The 15,967-nt window shown below is 65.8% G+C and carries 14 protein-coding genes and 2 tRNA genes; 11 read left to right on the top strand and 5 right to left on the bottom strand.

Going from position 1 to position 15,967, the window contains the following annotated elements; genetic code table 11:
- The first annotated feature begins 19 nt into the window (after window positions 1–19).
- From ACULK4_RS08675 to ACULK4_RS08685, 3 genes are all read left to right on the top strand, one after another.
- Window positions 20–92, top strand: a tRNA-Asn gene (locus tag ACULK4_RS08675).
- A 53-nt stretch (window positions 93–145) separates the two neighbouring features.
- On the top strand, window positions 146–862 hold the full coding sequence (locus ACULK4_RS08680; RefSeq protein ID WP_445966615.1) for an AzlC family ABC transporter permease: 717 nt from the start codon (window positions 146–148) through the stop codon (window positions 860–862).
- Window positions 859–1,164 (top strand): AzlD domain-containing protein, encoded by a 306-nt coding sequence (locus ACULK4_RS08685; RefSeq protein WP_445966614.1) that lies wholly within the window; start codon window positions 859–861, stop codon window positions 1,162–1,164. Before ACULK4_RS08680 ends, ACULK4_RS08685 begins: the two co-directional genes overlap by 4 nt.
- 42 nt (window positions 1,165–1,206) lie before the next feature.
- Here ACULK4_RS08685 and def read toward each other — a convergent pair whose 3' ends face one another.
- The gene (def, locus tag ACULK4_RS08690; protein WP_445966613.1) at window positions 1,207–1,773 is read right to left on the bottom strand and encodes a peptide deformylase; all 567 of its coding nucleotides are present in this window, start codon (window positions 1,771–1,773) and stop codon (window positions 1,207–1,209) included.
- Window positions 1,774–1,813: 40 nt separating this feature from the next.
- On the opposite strand from def, the gene ACULK4_RS08695 reads away from it, so the two are divergent.
- From ACULK4_RS08695 to ACULK4_RS08730, 8 genes are all read left to right on the top strand, one after another.
- Window positions 1,814–2,731, top strand: a complete 918-nt coding sequence (locus ACULK4_RS08695; protein WP_445966612.1) for a DMT family transporter — start codon at window positions 1,814–1,816, stop codon at window positions 2,729–2,731.
- Window positions 2,732–2,884: 153 nt separating this feature from the next.
- The gene (locus tag ACULK4_RS08700) at window positions 2,885–4,126 is read left to right on the top strand and encodes a glycosyltransferase (RefSeq protein WP_445966611.1); all 1,242 of its coding nucleotides are present in this window, start codon (window positions 2,885–2,887) and stop codon (window positions 4,124–4,126) included.
- 10 nt (window positions 4,127–4,136) lie between these two features.
- Window positions 4,137–4,210 (top strand) — tRNA-Ile (locus ACULK4_RS08705).
- Window positions 4,211–4,382: 172 nt separating this feature from the next.
- Window positions 4,383–4,619 (top strand): helix-turn-helix transcriptional regulator, encoded by a 237-nt coding sequence (locus ACULK4_RS08710; protein ID WP_445966610.1) that lies wholly within the window; start codon window positions 4,383–4,385, stop codon window positions 4,617–4,619.
- 185 nt (window positions 4,620–4,804) lie between these two features.
- Window positions 4,805–5,815: a tyrosine-type recombinase/integrase gene (locus ACULK4_RS08715; RefSeq protein ID WP_501043370.1), complete on the top strand. Its 1,011-nt coding sequence runs from the start codon at window positions 4,805–4,807 to the stop codon at window positions 5,813–5,815.
- A 685-nt stretch (window positions 5,816–6,500) separates the two neighbouring features.
- A complete protein-coding gene (locus ACULK4_RS08720) occupies window positions 6,501–9,218 on the top strand; it encodes a DNA methyltransferase (RefSeq protein WP_445966608.1) in 2,718 nt (905 codons plus the stop codon).
- Window positions 9,215–11,200 (top strand): DEAD/DEAH box helicase, encoded by a 1,986-nt coding sequence (locus ACULK4_RS08725; RefSeq protein ID WP_445966607.1) that lies wholly within the window; start codon window positions 9,215–9,217, stop codon window positions 11,198–11,200. The genes ACULK4_RS08720 and ACULK4_RS08725 overlap by 4 nt, the downstream gene beginning before the upstream one ends.
- Window positions 11,197–12,393, top strand: coding sequence for a GIY-YIG nuclease family protein (locus tag ACULK4_RS08730; protein WP_445966606.1), 1,197 nt, complete (start codon window positions 11,197–11,199; stop codon window positions 12,391–12,393). The genes ACULK4_RS08725 and ACULK4_RS08730 overlap by 4 nt, the downstream gene beginning before the upstream one ends.
- Before the next feature lie 63 nt (window positions 12,394–12,456).
- Here the strand turns inward: ACULK4_RS08730 and ACULK4_RS08735 are convergent, their stop codons facing one another.
- The 4 genes from ACULK4_RS08735 to ACULK4_RS08750 all read right to left on the bottom strand — a co-directional run bounded on the left by ACULK4_RS08735 (window position 12,457) and on the right by ACULK4_RS08750 (window position 15,942).
- On the bottom strand, window positions 12,457–13,023 hold the full coding sequence (locus ACULK4_RS08735) for a hypothetical protein (protein WP_445966605.1): 567 nt from the start codon (window positions 13,021–13,023) through the stop codon (window positions 12,457–12,459).
- Window positions 13,024–13,030: 7 nt separating this feature from the next.
- Entirely contained in the window at window positions 13,031–13,483 is a 453-nt protein-coding gene (locus tag ACULK4_RS08740) for a single-stranded DNA-binding protein (RefSeq protein WP_445966604.1), read from the bottom strand.
- Window positions 13,484–13,551: 68 nt separating this feature from the next.
- Window positions 13,552–14,097 carry a hypothetical protein gene (locus ACULK4_RS08745; protein WP_445966603.1) on the bottom strand — a complete coding sequence of 182 codons (546 nt, stop codon included), beginning with the start codon at window positions 14,095–14,097 and terminating at the stop codon, window positions 13,552–13,554.
- A gap of 36 nt (window positions 14,098–14,133) precedes the next feature.
- On the bottom strand, window positions 14,134–15,942 hold the full coding sequence (locus ACULK4_RS08750) for a type IV secretory system conjugative DNA transfer family protein (protein ID WP_445966602.1): 1,809 nt from the start codon (window positions 15,940–15,942) through the stop codon (window positions 14,134–14,136).
- Window positions 15,943–15,967: the final 25 nt, after the last annotated feature.

Here is a 15,967-nt window from a genome sequence, read left to right on the forward strand (position 1 = left end):
ATCCCTGCGCAATACGCGATCCTCCATAGCTCAATTGGCAGAGCAATCGGCTGTTAACCGATAGGTTCTTGGTTCGAGTCCAAGTGGGGGAGCTCTCGAAGGCCGTCCGGTTCCCGGGCGGCCTTTCGTCACCCCGGGAGGTCTCGTGTCCGATGTCGCGGACGCCGCCGCCGGTGGGGCCGCGGTCCGCAGCGCCCGGCGCGACGGGATCGCCGTCGGTCTCGCGACGGCCGCGTACGGCGTGTCGTTCGGCGCCCTCGCCGTCGCATCCGGGCTCGACGTCTGGCAGGCGTGCTTCCTCAGCCTCGTGATGTTCACCGGTGGATCGCAGTTCGCCCTGGTCGGCGTCATCGCGTCCGGGGGAGCGGCGGCGGGCGGATCGGCCGTCGCCGCTGCGGCCCTCCTCGGCGTGCGCAACGTCGTCTACGGCATGCGCATGCGACCGGTCGTCGGCGACCACGGGGTGCCGCACCGGGTCGCGGCCGCCTGGCTCACGATCGACGAGTCGACCGCCGTCGCGCTCGCGCAGACGAGCGACCGGGCTGCGCGCGTCGGGTTCTGGGTGACGGGCATCGCGATCTTCGTCGGCTGGAACCTCACGACGCTCGCGGGTGCGCTCATCGGCGATGCGCTCGGCGACACCCGGGCCTACGGACTCGACGCGGCTGCGGCGGCGGCGTTCCTCGGCCTGCTGTGGCCACGGCTGAAGCGGCTCCAGGCGGGCGCGACGGCGGTCGTCGCAGCGGTGGTCGCCACCATCGCCACGCCCGTGCTCACCCCGGGACTCCCGGTGCTCGTCGCGGCCGCGGTCGCGGTCGTCATCGGCTGGTTCGACCTCCTCCGGCGGAGGGGCGAGGCATGACCGTCTGGCACGTCATCCTGGTCGCGACGGCCGCGACGCTGGGCCTGAAGCTCGCCGGCCACCTCGTTCCGGCCGGGTTCCTCGAGCGCGAGCGGCCGGCGCGGATCGCGGACCTGCTGACCGTCTCGCTCCTGGCCGCGCTCATCGCGGTCCAGACGCTCGGCGACGGGCAGGCGCTCACGGTCGACGCCCGCGTGCCCGCCGTGATCGTCGCCGCCGCGCTCTACGCGGTGCGCACGCCGTTCATCGTCGTCGTGGCCGTCGCGGCCGCGGTGGCCGCCGGCATCCGCTTCTTCGCCTGACCGGCAGGTCGACGGATGCCGCGGCGCGGGCACTCGCGCGCGTCAGCCCTCGAGGTCGTCCACACCCGGCATCCAGCTGCTCCCGGGACGCCCCCAGCCGCGCTTCTTCGTGATCTTCTGCACGATGCGCTGGTCGTGGTCGTCGAGGCGGTCGGTGTAGAGGATGCCGTCGAGGTGGTCGTACTCGTGCTGGAAGATCCGCGCGAGCCATCCGTCGGCGACGATCTCGAACGGCTCGCCCTCGAGGTCGGTGGCCCGCAGGATCGCGCGATCGGCACGGCGCAGCCCGAACCGCTCGCCGGGGAACGACAGGCAGCCCTCGGACTCGTCCTCATCATCGGGCATGCCGGGCACCGGCGGGGAGATCCAGAGCTCCGGGTTGATGGCGACGCCGCGCCACGTCCGGTCGTCCTCGTCGGTCCAGCCGAACGTGAACACGCGCAGCGGCACGCCGACCTGGGGAGCCGCGAGGCCGACACCGGGGGCGGCGTCCATCGTGTCGTAGAGGTCGGTCACGAGGGCCCGGATCCCGTCGTCGATGTCGTCGACCGGCGACGCCGGAGCGTGGAGCACGGGGTCGCCCGTGATGCGGATGGGGAGGACGGCCATTCGCCAAGGATAACGACGGGGGAGCAGGTAGGGTCGATGCGTGGATCCCGACCTCACCGAACTGACCGAGCTCATCCCGCTCGATCCGACACAGTTCATCGGCATCCCGCTGGCACTGATCGGCGCGGTCTTCCTGTCGATGGGCGCCCAGTTCCAGCATCGCGGCGTCGTCAAGGTCGAGGCACTCACCGCCGACACGCTCGGCAAGGGCCTCAACGGCAGGCAGCTCGCGCTCCTGCTCGCACGCCCCTCGTGGGTGCTCGGCACGTTGATGCTCGGGCTCGCGATCATGTTCCAGCTCGCGAGCCTCTACTTCGCGCCCCTCATCGTGGTGCAGCCGCTCGGAGCCCTCGCGCTCGTGATCACCTCGATCCTGAACTCCCGGCTCAACCACGTGAAGCTGAACCACAAGTCGATCGTCGCCATCGTCATGTGCGTGGGCGGCGTCTTCATCTTCGTGGGCGTCGCGGCGTTCACGGCCGTCAGCAAGCCGGTGTCGGTCGGCCAGATCGTCACGATCCTGATCGTCCTCGCGGTCGTGCTCACCGCCGCGGCGATCACCTTCGCGCTCTGGCGTCGGCGCATCCGGGCGCTCTACTACGTGATCATGGCCGGAGTCCTGTACGGCTTCGTCGCCACGCTCGCGAAGGTCGTGCTGAACCGCCTGCAGCAGGGCGAGTTCGAGTGGATCACGCTCCTCTGCGTCCTCTCCCTCCTCGCCGCGACGGCGCTCGGGGCGTACTTCGTCCAGAACGCCTACGCGAGCGGCCCGCCCGACCTGGTGATCGCCGGACTCACGGTGGTCGACCCCATGGTGGCGGTCCTCATCGGCGTGATCGTGCTCGGCGAGGCGTCGCAGGCGCCGCTGTGGGCGACCTTCGTGTTCATCGTCACGGGCGCGGTCGCGGTCTGGGGAGTGTTCCGGCTGGCCGCGAACCATCCGCAGACCCGCCTCTGAACCGCGCCGCGGGTCAGGTCGCCCGCACGGGGGTCTCGTAGACTATCTTCGGATGGAGCCTCCGGCCATCGAGCCGGGCACGCCCCGGCGATCGGCCCCCGATCCCTTCCGCCCGGGCCACCACAGCCCACGAACTGCGAGGTACAGCACCACGTGTCCGACACACCGAGCGCGTCAGCCGCTGCCGACGCGGAGCGTCCCCTCCGCATCCTGATCGGCGCCGACACCTTCGCGCCCGACGTCAACGGCGCCGCCCGGTTCGCCGAGCGACTCGCCGCCGGCCTGGTGGAGCGCGGCCACGATGTGCACGTCATGGCCCCGGCCGCGAGCCGCAAGCACGGTAGCTGGAAGGAGGTGCACGAAGGTCAGGAGATGACCGCGCACCGCCTCTACAGCTGGCGCTGGTATCCGCACGACTGGCTCCGCTTCGCACTGCCGTGGCGCATCAAGCAGAACAGCGCCCGCGTGCTCGACATGGTGCAGCCCGACGTGGTGCACTTCCAGTCGCACATCATCGTCGGTCGCGGCCTGTCCGTCGAGGCGCAGAAGCGTGGCATCCGCATCATCGGCACCAACCACATGATGCCCGAGAACATGCTCGAGTTCTCGCTCATCCCGAGGGCCTGGCGCGAGTGGGCCGTCGGGCTCGCGTGGAAGGCCGCGCGACGCAGCTTCAGCCGCGCCGAGTCCGTCACGACGCCGACCCGCCGGGCCGCAGACTTCCTCGAGCGGGCGACGGGCCTGCGCGGGGTCCACGCGATCTCGTGCGGCATCGACGCGCACAAGTACTCCCCGAACTGGGAGCCGCGCACCGAGAACCGCATCATCTTCGTCGGCCGCGTCACGCACGAGAAGCACATCGACGTGCTGCTCAACGCGATCACGATGCTGCCCGACGAGCTCGACGTGAAGGTGGAGATCGTCGGCGGCGGCGACCAGAAGCGCAACCTCGAGCACCTCGCGAGCGAGCTCGGGATCGCCGACCGGGTCACGTTCACGGGCTACGTCACCGACGAGGAGCTCCGCGAGGCGTATCACCGCGCGTCCGTCCTCGCCATGCCGTCCATCGCCGAGCTGCAGAGCATCGTGACGATGGAGGCCATGGCGTCGGCGCTGCCGGTCGTCGCTGCGAACGCGATGGCGCTGCCGCACCTCGTGCACGACGGCGAGAACGGCTACCTGTTCACGCCCGGCAGCGCGGAGGATCTGGCCGCGAAGTTGCGGGTCGTCCTCGAGGCCGCGCCGACGGAGTACCGCCGGATGCAGGAGGAGTCCCTGCGGCTCATCGCCGCACACGACATCCAGCGCACCATCACGACGTTCGAGAATCTGTATCGTGGGAAGCCGGTGACCGAACCGGTCACCGACGTCGCACCGGCGGCACTCCCCGAGTGACCCGGCGCACGGGGCGGTAGCTCAGCCGGTCAGAGCAGTGGACTCATAATCCATCGGTCACGGGTTCAAGTCCCGTCCGCCCTACCTCGAAATCTCGACTCATCAGGGTTTCTTGTCCCAAGCGGAGGGACGAGATTTGATGCGCAACACGTTTATCCAACACTTTTGGTCGAGAAACGGTCGTACGGGCCCTCCTGAACGGGAGGTGCTCGGGCGGGTTCGGCTCGTCTGGGATGTCCTCGGACACCTATGTGTCATGGACAGCGAACGCATCTCCGGACTCGGTCTCGAGCCGATGTTGACGACCAGCGAGCTCGCCGAGTACCTCGGCGTGCAGGCGCAGGCGATCTACGATCTGCGCGCCGACGGGAGGGGTCCCTCCGGCATCCGTGTGGGGCGGGAGATCCGCTACCGCATCTGCGACGTCCGGCGCTGGCTCGAGCGGCTGCACGAGGCCGAGCCGGCGACGACGCGTGGCGGCGGTGGACGCTGATGGCGGGTCGGAAGCGCCTGCCGATCGGCACGTTCGGGGAGATCACCGTGCAGAAGGTCGCAGTGCGCAAGTACCGCGCCTCGACGCGGTACCGCGACTGGGATGGCGTGACGCGCCAGGTTTCGTGGACCGCTGAGAGTCGAGCGGCGGCGGCGTGGGCGCTGAAGAAGGAGCTCACGGGTCGGATGCGGCTCGGTGACGGCGCCGACGGGCTCTCTGCGGATTCGCCCTTCAGCGACCTTGCCGCCGCGTGGCTGGAGGACATGTGTCGGGATCACGATCTGGCGGACAACACGAAGGACACGTACGAGCGCGAGCTCCGGACACTCGTGATGCCCACGTTCGGGAACTTCACCGTGCGCGAGGTGACCGTCGGGCGAGTCGAGAGCTTCCTGAAGACCCAGCGGGCGAAGTCGTACCCGCGGGCGAAGCACTCGCGGACGATCCTCGGGATGGTGATGTCGTTCGCGGTGCGGCGCGAGATCGTCCCGCGCAACCCGGTGAAGGAGACGTCGAGGCTGAAGAAGCCGAAGCACGTGCCGAAGGCGCTCACGTCCGAGCAGATCGCGCAGATCCGGCAGGCGGCGCGAGATTGGCGCACGGAGGAGGGACGACTCGGCCCACGACCAGACGGCCAGATCCGCGACCTCATCGAGGTCATGCTCGGAACCGCCACGCGGATCGGTGAAGCCTTGGCCCTGCGTAAGTGCGACGTGGACATGACCGTAGACCCGCCCCGGGTGTACGTCGCGGGCACGATCATCGTGAGCAGGGGCAAGGGCGTCTTCCGGCAGTCGCACCCGAAGACCCATGAGTCGAATCGCGTGATCGCGGTGCCGCCGTTCGCCGCTGAGGTGATCCGCCGGAGGCTGGCGCTGATCGCGGGCGAGAACGATGAGGCGCTGCTCTTCCACTCGCGGAAGGGGACCCCGCTCACCCCGAACAACGCGCGGCGGACGTTTCGGGCGATCCTCGCGAGCGCCGGCATGGAGGACATGGAGATCACCCCGCACGCCTTCCGCCGGACTGGCGCGACGCTGCTCGCCAACGAGGTCGGAATCCAGACTGCTGCCGACGTGCTCGGACACACGTCCACCTCGACAACCAAGGAACACTATGCAGAGCCGGATCGGTCGGTGAATTCGGTGGCGGCGGAGGTGTTGCAGAGGTTGGCGCCGGATCCCGACCCTAGGTGATCGGCTGAGCTGATGCATGTCGCCGTCGCCAGAATTTCCTGGCCGGTCTCTTCGTCGCAAGGTGGGTCGCCGTGCACGTGTGTGACAGGCTCGGGCGGTGAGCCAAGGCAAACTGTTCTACGTGGTGGGTCGATGGTCCGGCACATCGTCTGGGCGGATAGCTGACCGTCCATGGTCGCCATCGTGGTCGCGACATGCCGGTCGCCTGGTAATGGAGATCAAAACCATACATTGTCATGCCCGCCGTCAATAGAGCGGGATGGCCGACAATCATGCTTGAACTGTGAGCTCGAAATATACGCTCTGCGGCGACAGGGTACGCCGGGTCCGGGGCTTCAGCGCCTCCTCCAGGTTGTAGCGATCTGTTCGCCGGAGGTGGACCGCAGCCGCAGCCGCAGCCGCAGCGCGAGGTGCGGGCCCGGGCGCAGCGCGAGAGCGCATTCCGGCGCGGCAACTCAAGGCTCCGGTAATGACTGATCGCGGAGACACTTGACCCGAGGGTCTACCCTCCATGTCGGGGAGCGCCAATAGGATCACGTTGGGGCATGCCTCTGCCCGTTCACGGGCCGGGCGGCAGCCGCGTGCGGGCGTACAACGCTCAGGCTCGCTCGACGGAGCTGGGCCAGGAGCGCAGCGCCTCCAAAAGGCCATCAGTGAGATCGCGATTCGTGAAGGAACAAGATTCATGGCGAGGCTAAACCTCAAGGCCGTCGAGGAGCGCGTCGCCCCTCTCGGAGGACGCGACGCGTACGACCGTGAGTTCATCTTCGATCTGCTGCTTGCGTACGGGAAGCCACGGGCCAACGTCACGCGGCTGCGCAATGGCTCCCTCAGTGTGGCGGACGACAAGACGACGGAGGTCGCGCAGAAGAACGTTGTCTACTTCAAGGAGACGACCGACGACCCGCTCGGCGTGATCGACGAGCTCAAGAGTTCGCCGACTGTGGTGCGCTACAACACGCGGTTCGTGATCGTCACGGACTACGACCAGCTGCTCGCCGTCGATACGAAGACTGGCGAGAACCTGATGATACCGATTCGGGACATCGGCCAGCACTTCACGTTCTTCCTGCCCTGGGCGGGCATGGAGAAGGCGCAGTATGTCGCCGAGGCGCACGCCGACGTCAAGGCGGCCGAGCGGATGGGCAAGCTCTTCGACGAGCTTCTCGCCGCCAACCCCGGGCTACTCGAGCTCCCGCACGGCCGTCACGCACTGAATGTCTTCTTCACCCGGCTGCTGTTCTGCTTCTTCGCTGAGGACACCGGGATCTTCGACGAGAGCCTATTCACTAACGCCGTCGGCTCGCACACTCAGGCGGACGGGTCGGACGTCGCGGAGTTCCTCGTCGACCTGTTCGCTGCGCTCGACACCGAACTCGTCGCGGACAAGCCGAAGCATCTGGCCAGCTTTCCGTACGTAAATGGCCGACTCTTCAGCATGAAGACTGACCACATCGTGCCGAATTTCACCAAGAGGGCCCGGGATCTGCTCATCGAGTCAGGCACGCTGATCTGGCGCGAGATCAACCCCGACATCTTCGGGTCGATGTTTCAGGCGATCGTCACGCCCGGTGACCGCTCGGATCTCGGGCAGCACTACACCTCGGTCCCAAACATCCTCAAGACGATCGAGCCGCTGTTCCTCGACGGGCTCAAGGAGGAACTCGACGCCGGGTACGACTCGGTAAAGAAGCTCGAAGCCCTGCTGACGCGAATCAGTGAGATCAAAGTCCTCGATCCAGCCTGTGGCTCGGGCAACTTCCTGATCATCGCCTACAAGGAATTACGGCGTGTGGAGCATGCAATCTTGGAACGGCTCGCCGAGCTCGATGTCCACCATCAGGTGCTGTATGCCGTGTCGAACATCAACATCGAGAACTTCTACGGCATCGAGATCGACGACTTCGCCGTCGAGGTCGCGATCCTTTCCCTATGGATCGCCAAGCACCAGATGAACACCGAATTCAGGGCAAAGTTCAACCTCTCCATCCCGCTCATTCCGCTCAAGGAGACGGGGCGGATCCAGCAGGGCAATGCCGCCCGTGTGGACTGGAACACCGTCTGCCCGAACGATGGCGGCGAGATCTATCTGATCGGGAACCCGCCGTACAAAGGTGCGAAGGCGCAGACGGCGGAGATGAAGGCTGATTTTTCGTTCGTGTTCGGAGAGCGACCCTTCAATAAGAACCTGGACTACATCGCTCTCTGGTTCGTGAAGGGTGCGGACTACATCGAGGGCACGCGAGCTGAGCTTGCGTTCGTGACCACCAACTCGGTTTCGCAGGGCGAGCACGTGGGGCTGATGTTTCCGATGATCTTTGCCAAAGGCATCGAGATCGGATACGCCTACACCTCGTTCAAGTGGGAGAACAACGCCAAACGCAACGCAGGCGTCACCGTCGCGGTCATCTGTCTTCGCAACGCGTCGTCGTCGCCAAAGTACGTGTACACCGACGACCTCAAGATCGCCGCTACCAACATCAACGGATACCTCGCAGACGGGGCAGATGTGGTAATGCAGCGGCGTACGAAACCTCTGGGTGCGGCACGTCCTGAGATGGTGTTCGGGTCGATGCCGCGTGATGGCGGGGGGCTTATTCTGTCGGCGGACGAGCGCCGCCAGATGATTGCCGCTTATCCATGCAGCGAACTGTTCATCAAGCGCTACATGGGATCCTCTGAGTTCATCAACGACGGTGAGCGATACTGCCTGTGGATCCCAGACGAGATGGCTACGGCTGCCAGGGCGATACCCCCAATCGGAGCTCGCCTGGAAAGAGTCGCTGAGGAACGGTCCAAGAGCAAGGCGGGCAGTACGGCCGCATTCGCCTCGCAGCCCCATCGGTTCGTGCAGATCAGCTACAAGCCGACCAACTCGATCATTGTCCCGAGCATCTCTTCAGAGCGCCGGGATTACATCCCAATGGGGTATCTCGGCCCGGACGTCGTGATCTCGAACAAGGGGTTCGCCGTGTACGACGCTGAGCCATGGGTATTCGCCTTCCTCACGTCGCGGATGCACATGACGTGGGTGAACGCAGTATCTGGCCGCATGGAGATGCGGTACCAGTACTCGAACACGATCGTCTACAACAACTTCCCCGTCCCGCCTCTCACCGATGCGGTGAAGGAGCAGCTCACCATCGCGGCGTTCCGTGTGCTCGACGTGCGCGAGTACCACTGCGAGAACACTCTCGCCGAGTTGTACGACCCCGATTCGATGCCGAGCGACCTACGGCAGGCTCACGCCGACGTTGATGCGCTGGTCGACTCGCTCTACTCCAAGCGCGGATACGAGACCGATGAGCAGCGGTTGTCGGACCTGTTCGCTATGTATGAGGCGATGACAGCCGAAGCGGCCGCGAAGGCGCCAGCTAAGAGGACGAGGGGGGCGCGGAAGTGAACGCGATCAAGAAGCCGGTCAACATTGTCAACGTGACCTACGCTCACACGGGCGGGTCGGTAAACACCGACGGGATGGGCATGCGGGAGATGCAGCAGCGCGTCTTCGCGAAGCGCGATGCCCAGCATCTCCTGGTCAAAGCCCCACCGGCGTCGGGCAAATCCCGTGCACTGATGTTCGTGGCCCTCGACAAGCTCTACAACCAGGACCGAAAGAAGGTCATCGTCGCCGTCCCAGAGCGGTCGATCGGAGCTTCGTTCTCGTCGACGAAGCTGACCGAGCACGGCTTCTTCGCGGACTGGGAGGTGAAGCCCGAGCACAACCTCTGCGATGCCGGCTCGTCTCAGGGCAAGGTTGGCGCGTTCATCGACTTCCTTGATGGCCCCGACGCCGTGCTGGTGTGCACGCACGCGACGCTGCGGTTCGCGTTCGAGAAGCTCGCTCCGGAGGCCTTCAATGGCACCGTGCTCGCGATCGACGAATTCCACCACGTTTCTGCCGACACCGAGGCCAACCGCCTCGGCGCGCTGCTTCGCGACGTGATGAACGGCTCGGACGTCCATATCGTGGCGATGACCGGCTCGTACTTCCGCGGCGACTCGGTACCTGTGCTGTCGGCCGAAGATGAAGCGCGGTTCATGCCGGTCACGTTCAACTACTACGACCAGCTCAACGGGTACGAGTACCTGCACTCGCTCGGCATCGGCCACCATTTCTATCAAGGCCGCTACACGGATGCGATCACCGAGGTCTTCGACCTCGACAAGAAGACGATCCTGCACATTCCCAACGTCAACTCGGGCGAGTCCACCAAGGACAAGATCGAGGAGGTCGGCTTCATCATCGACTCGATCGGTCACGTCGAATCCACCGACCCGGACACGGGGATCATGGAAGTCCGCCGGAACGACAATGGCGAGATCCTTCGTGTCGCTGACCTGGTTGACGACACGGACCAGAAGAAGCGCGCAGATACCTTGCACTACCTCAACACCGTCGCGTCCAAGGATCGGGACGGCGTCGATGTGATCCTCGCCCTCGGTATGGCCAAAGAGGGCTTCGACTGGCCTTTCGCGGAGCACGCCCTCACCGTTGGCTACCGGGCTTCGCTGACGGAGGTGATCCAGATAATCGGCCGTGTCACGCGCGACTCGCCCGGGAAGGACCACGCCCAGTTCACGAATCTGATCGCCGAGCCGGACGCCCCCCAAAGTGAGGTGAAAGTCTCGGTGAACAACATGCTGAAGGCGATCACTGCGTCATTGCTGATGGAGCAGGTGCTGGCGCAGAACTTTGAGTTCAAGACCAAGCGAACCGACGACGACCAGCCGACCCCGCCGGGCGTCATCAAGATCCATGGCTTCAAGGAGCCTTCGACCGATCGGGTCAAGCAGATCGTAGAGACGGACCTCAACGACCTCAAGGCCACCATCCTGCAAGACGACACATTCGCGAAGGCCGCCATTGGCTCGGTGGACCCTGAAATGACGAACAAGATCCTGATCCCCAAGATCATCCGGGAGCGCTACCCCGATCTGGACGAGTCGCAGGTCGAGGAATTGCGGCAGCAGGTCGTGGTGGACTCGGTGATCAAGAATGGTGAGGTCAAGATCGTCGGCGACAAGCGCTTCCTCAAGATGTCCGACAAGTTCGTGAACATCGACGACATCAACATCAACCTCATCGACTCGGTCAATCCGTTCCAGCGGGCCTTCGAGGTCATCTCGAAGTCGGTTACGCCGTCGGTGCTGCGGATCATCTCCGACGCAATCACGGCCACGCGTGTGGAGGTCACCGAGGAGGAAGCGCTCGCGTTATGGCCGAAGATCCAGCAGTGGGCGAAGGTGAACGGTCGCAGGCCGAGTGTTCGGTCCGACGAGCCGACGGAGAAGCGCTACGCCGAGGTGGTGCTGTTCCTACAAAGGAAGCGTCAAGAGCGCGAGGCGGCTCAGCGCGCGACCGACATGGCGGACGAATCATGAGCGACCCCAGCACCGCCGAGGACCACGGCTTCAAGCCGCCGTCCAGCATCGACGAACTCCTAGACTCCGATCTCGATGGCCTGCTAGACGCGCCCGACATGCCGCAGAAGATCACCGCGGCAGATCGGCTTGAGCGGGCCTTCCTGGAGATCGTGGAGTTCCGGCGCACCCACGGCCGGATCCCGAGCTCGACGACGCGGGATATCGCCGAGCGGAAACTCGGCGCACGACTGGACGGGATCCTCGCCAACGACGAGAAGATCGCGGCCCTGAAGCCACTCGACGAGTTCGGACTACTGGAGACGCCCGAGGCGCCGGCGTCGATCGACGAGCTGCTCGGCGACGACGAGTTCGACCTGCTCGGCGATGACACGGGCCTGCTGGACGTCTCCGACCTGCCGGTGCGCCGCCAAGTACACGACAGCGAGAGTGCAGCGCGCCGTGAGAAGGCCGAGGACTTCGAGCAATTCGAGCCGCTGTTCAAGCAGAAGCACGATGAGCTGCGAAGTGGCGCGAGCAGGCTACTGCCCTACCCCGGCATGTCCCACATCGTGGCGGGCGCATTCTTCGTTCTCAACGGCGTGATGCTGTTCGTCGCCGAAGTCGGTGAGACTGAGTACAAGCAGACGACCGTGCGGGAGAACAAGCGCGAGCGGCTGCGGGTCGTCTTCGAGAACGGCACGGAGTCCTCCATGTATCGGCAGTCGCTTGCAATCAGGCTGAGTGACGAGGACGGCAACGTCGTCGCCCGGACCGAGCTGCCTGAGATCCTCGGTGAGGACGAGGTCAGCGGTTACATCTACGTGCTCCGGTCCCGCAGCGAAGACCCACTAATCGCCGACATCGACCACCTGTACAAGATCGGCTTCACGCGAGGGGCGGTCGAAGATCGGATCAAGAACGCCGAGAAGTCGCCGACGTACCTCATGGCGCCGGTCGACATCGTAGCCAGTTACCGCACTTACAACCTGAAGGCATCCGCGCTGGAGAACCTTCTGCATCGGGTCTTCGCCGCAGCGCGACTCCACCTAACGCAGGCCGATCACAAGGGTCGCGCCTACGACCCGTCGGAATGGTTCATCGTGCCGCTCGGCGTGATTGACCAAGCGATCGAGCTGATCATCTCGGGAGGCATCGTCGACTACATCTACGACGCCAAGGCTCAGAAGCTCGTCGGGCATCGCGATGATTAGCGAAACCACGCATGGTGACGCCCACAGCCGCGTCGACGTAGCCACAGGAGCTCTATAGCAGCCCTAGTCCTGGTCGTGCTTGGTCGGAGAAGGAAACGCCTCGTGAGCGTGGCGACGTCGAGTGACGTCTTCGATCACGAACTGCACGAAGTCCGATTCACGGTCGACAATCGAGAGATCTTCGTCGGTAGCAACACGAGGCTCACCCGGCCAGGCAGTTTGGCGAGTTGGGCGATCGCGGTCGAGGCGCGTGCCAGACGTTCCGACCCAGTCATGGAGCCGTTGGCGGGCGTCGGCGAAGTCGCGGTGCCAGCCGTAGGGTGCTGACCCGTGCTGGTCGGGGTCGTAAGCGCTGAGCCAGTGCAGGTGCAGCGCGGAGAGTTCCCAGACGAGTTCGGGGTGCCGGTGCCAGAACGGTGGCACCACGGACGCCGGTAGGCCGTACGTTCGTCGTAGCCAGTTCACCCAGCGGTTGAGTTCAATCCACTCGACCTCCGCTTCCTCAGCGGTGAGCAGGTTCCAGTTGATCGGGTGCGGCGGCTCCGGAGTGAGCGGGCCGTCGAGGTCGTCGAACGCGTCGGCGCCGAGCGAGTCGTCGTCCGTCTGCCAGCGGCTCGAGGCATCCGGCATGGTCGGCTCACAGCCCGAGGGCGGATGACTCGTCGCGCACCAGTGCTGGCCGGCGTGATGCCAGCGCGTCGGGCACGGCCTGCTCGACGGCTGGTCCAGTACGCCGTGAGCGATCGACGTCGTAGTTCGTGCGGGCGAGGTCGTGGCCGATCTTCTTCGCGACGAACTCTTCGCGCTCGATGATCGCGCCGTCGCGCTCTACCTGGAAGGTGCGGACGTACCCCTCGGCGACGAAGCTGTCGCCCTTCGCGAAGCGGGCGAACGCGCGGTCGGCGGTGGCGCGGTAGGTCACGAGGTCGTGGAAGCTCGGCTCGAGCTCGCTGAAGCTGCCGTCGTCTTCCCGGCGGAAGTGCGGCTGGCCGATGCGGACGTAGAAGCGGGTGTCGCCGTTCTCGGTGATGGACTGCTGGGGATCCGAGGCGATGAAGCCGGAGAGCGACTGCTGCGTGTGAAGAGCCATGGGACTCGACCTCCTGTTCGTTTCGGCGGACCGATCGGTCCGCTCGAGGAACAGGTGCGCCGGCCGATTCACGGGCGCGGCGTCGCGTACGGGTCAGGCGGCACACGGGGATGCTGCGTCGTGCGGACATGGGCGAGGTGCACGGTCTCGACAGCGGTTCGGAGTCGGTCGAATCGTCCGATCGGATTCCCGCGGTATTGCGCGAGGTAGAAGACGTCGGTGCCCTGCCGTGTGATGCGGATGCCGCCGTAGGCGTGGCCTTCCGAGTCGCGCAGGGTCCATGTGCCTGGACTGTTCTCATCGGCGTTGAGGAGCGGGTGCCACTGGGTGGATCCGGGCTGCTTCGTGTTCACGGTGGCGTCCTTCACTGGGGCGGATGTCGCTTCTTGGTAGAGGGTCCAGACGACCTCAGCGCAGAGGCGGATGTCGTCGGCGGGGAAGTAGCCGAGGAAGGCGCGCGCGTCGTCATCTGCGGACCATGTGTCGGCGCGGAGGAGGGGTCGGGGTGGATATCCAGCGGTCACCGTTCGGATGATGGCGATGCGCCTGCTTGCGTCGAACTGAAGCCAGGTGCCGGGCCCGACGACCCGGAGCTTCGGCTGCCAATAGCGCATGCTTCGAACATACATTCGAAGATCGGATTGCAGTCATCAGTCTTCGGGAGTCGGCGGTGATTCTGGCGCAGCCGCTCGAGCCGGCTTCCGCAGGAGCCGTTCGATCTCCACGCGTTGCGCGCGTAGCTCCGCGGCGTCCGCTCGGTTCGTCCACAGAAGCAGCTTGGCGATGACCGGGGGAGCGGCACGCAGAAGGATGAGCCCCGTGCCGAACGGGAGCGTTCGGATGGTGTCGGGTGGCATCGTTGCGACACGGCGGATCGAGCGCTGGGACGAGCGGGATCCGCGGTCGCCGACGGTGGTCGAGTCGGTTGCTTCGTCGCGCTCGCCGATGAGAGTTGACAGGTCTTGGAGGTCCCGGGAGTTGGATGCTCCGCCGAGGACGATCTTGACGATCGAGGAGTCCCAGATCGAGTTGGCAGCATTGTCGCTCCACTTCGTGCGAGCTTGCGCGAGGGACTGCAGGACCGGCATCGTCGTGATCCCGGTGCCGCCGCCCTCGGCCATGAGGCTGGGCAGCGATGGCAGGGGTGCGAGGTTGCCGATCTCGTCGAGGGCGAGCAGGAGCGGCGGGTCGAGGCGTGCGCCGGGATTGCGGGCTGCCATTCGTCGGGCGGTCTCGATGAGGTCTTCGACGAACGCCGAGACGAGCGCTGCGGAGTTGTTCGCGCCAGCGCCGGTGGCGAGGAGGTACAGAGTGCCCTTGCTGCGGAGGAATCGTTCGGGGTCGAATCCCTCGCCGTCGGTCGGCGAGACGGCGTCGAGTACCCGGGGGTCGGCGAGGGCGCCGAGGGAGAGCGAGACCCCTTGCCAGATGGAGTCTCGGGTGCGGGGGTCGGCCTCGAGCATGGCCTGGAGTGAGTCGCCCCATCCGGTCGCGGCGTACGGGTTGCTGAGCAGAATGGAGACGGCGTCGTGGGAAGCGGATGGGTCGAGGGTCCAGCGGAAGAGCTCGGCGGGTGGGCGACGGTCGAGGGCGGCGGCGTGAAGGAGCGATTGGAGCGCGGTGCGGGTCTTCGCCTCCCAGAACCCGCCGCCGTCGACGCCGCCGGCCGACAGCCCGGTTCCGGCGGCAAGGCCGGTGGCACGGATCATCGCGGTCAGCGGGTCCTCACAGCCACGAATGGGCGACCAGCGCAAGCCGGCAGGGACGCCCGCGGCGAGGTGCTGCGGGTCGAACACCGCGACCGGCCCCGTCCGTTGCCGCGCTCGAAGTGTGACGGTGAGGTTGTCCGGTCGGGTGGACGTGGTCACGACGGGGCCGGGTGCGTCGAGAATGGCGTTGATGACGATGTGCGCGCCCTTGCCTGAGCGGGGTGGGCCGATGACGAGCATCGAGTCCTCGACGCTTGCCCAGACCGTGGTGCCGCGAGCGCGACCAAGGACGTAGCCGACGTCAGCTGGGCCGGCGTTCGTGAGCGAGGGGCGCAAGTGGATGGCCCGCTTCATGAGCGCGGCGCGGGATGCGGCGCGCGTCACCTCGGTTCGCGTGGCTATGCCGGCGATGCGGTGAGGATCGAGCCTTCGGGTGCGAGCTGTACCGCGAAGCATCCACCACAACCAGATCGCTACGGCCACGGCGATCGTGATCAGCACGGCAGCACTGAGCCAGAACACGAAAGGGTTCAGCCCGGGCGCGCCGAGAGCGGTGGCTGGGTTGCCTGGATTCAGGACTACGGCGAGCCCGGCCTCGGGCCCACCAGTCGGTTGCGGGAGTCCCGTAGCCCACGTTGCGATAGTGCCGGCCAGGCGGAGGAGCAGCGCGAAGCCGGCCGCGCCGATCAGGAGCGCGATGCCGAGGTTGGCGAACTCATCGCCGAGTGTGCCTGTTCGTGTCGTGCTCATCTATGCACCCCACCTCGCATGACGC

Source organism: Agromyces selenitireducens (assembly GCF_052748465.2).

Excerpts from the sequence above, each read along its gene's own strand:
- ACULK4_RS08685 (WP_445966614.1), top strand. The coding sequence starts at position 859 with ATGACCGTCTGGCACGTCATCCTGGTCGCGACGGCCGCGACGCTGGGC.
- def (WP_445966613.1), bottom strand. The coding sequence starts at position 1,773 with ATGGCCGTCCTCCCCATCCGCATCACGGGCGACCCCGTGCTCCACGCT.
- ACULK4_RS08710 (WP_445966610.1), top strand. The coding sequence starts at position 4,383 with ATGGACAGCGAACGCATCTCCGGACTCGGTCTCGAGCCGATGTTGACG.
- ACULK4_RS08715 (WP_501043370.1), top strand. The coding sequence starts at position 4,805 with ATGCGGCTCGGTGACGGCGCCGACGGGCTCTCTGCGGATTCGCCCTTC.
- ACULK4_RS08720 (WP_445966608.1), top strand. The coding sequence starts at position 6,501 with ATGGCGAGGCTAAACCTCAAGGCCGTCGAGGAGCGCGTCGCCCCTCTC.
- ACULK4_RS08730 (WP_445966606.1), top strand. The coding sequence starts at position 11,197 with ATGAGCGACCCCAGCACCGCCGAGGACCACGGCTTCAAGCCGCCGTCC.
- ACULK4_RS08735 (WP_445966605.1), bottom strand. The coding sequence starts at position 13,023 with ATGCCGGATGCCTCGAGCCGCTGGCAGACGGACGACGACTCGCTCGGC.
- ACULK4_RS08740 (WP_445966604.1), bottom strand. The coding sequence starts at position 13,483 with ATGGCTCTTCACACGCAGCAGTCGCTCTCCGGCTTCATCGCCTCGGAT.
- ACULK4_RS08745 (WP_445966603.1), bottom strand. The coding sequence starts at position 14,097 with ATGCGCTATTGGCAGCCGAAGCTCCGGGTCGTCGGGCCCGGCACCTGG.
- ACULK4_RS08750 (WP_445966602.1), bottom strand. The coding sequence starts at position 15,942 with ATGAGCACGACACGAACAGGCACACTCGGCGATGAGTTCGCCAACCTC.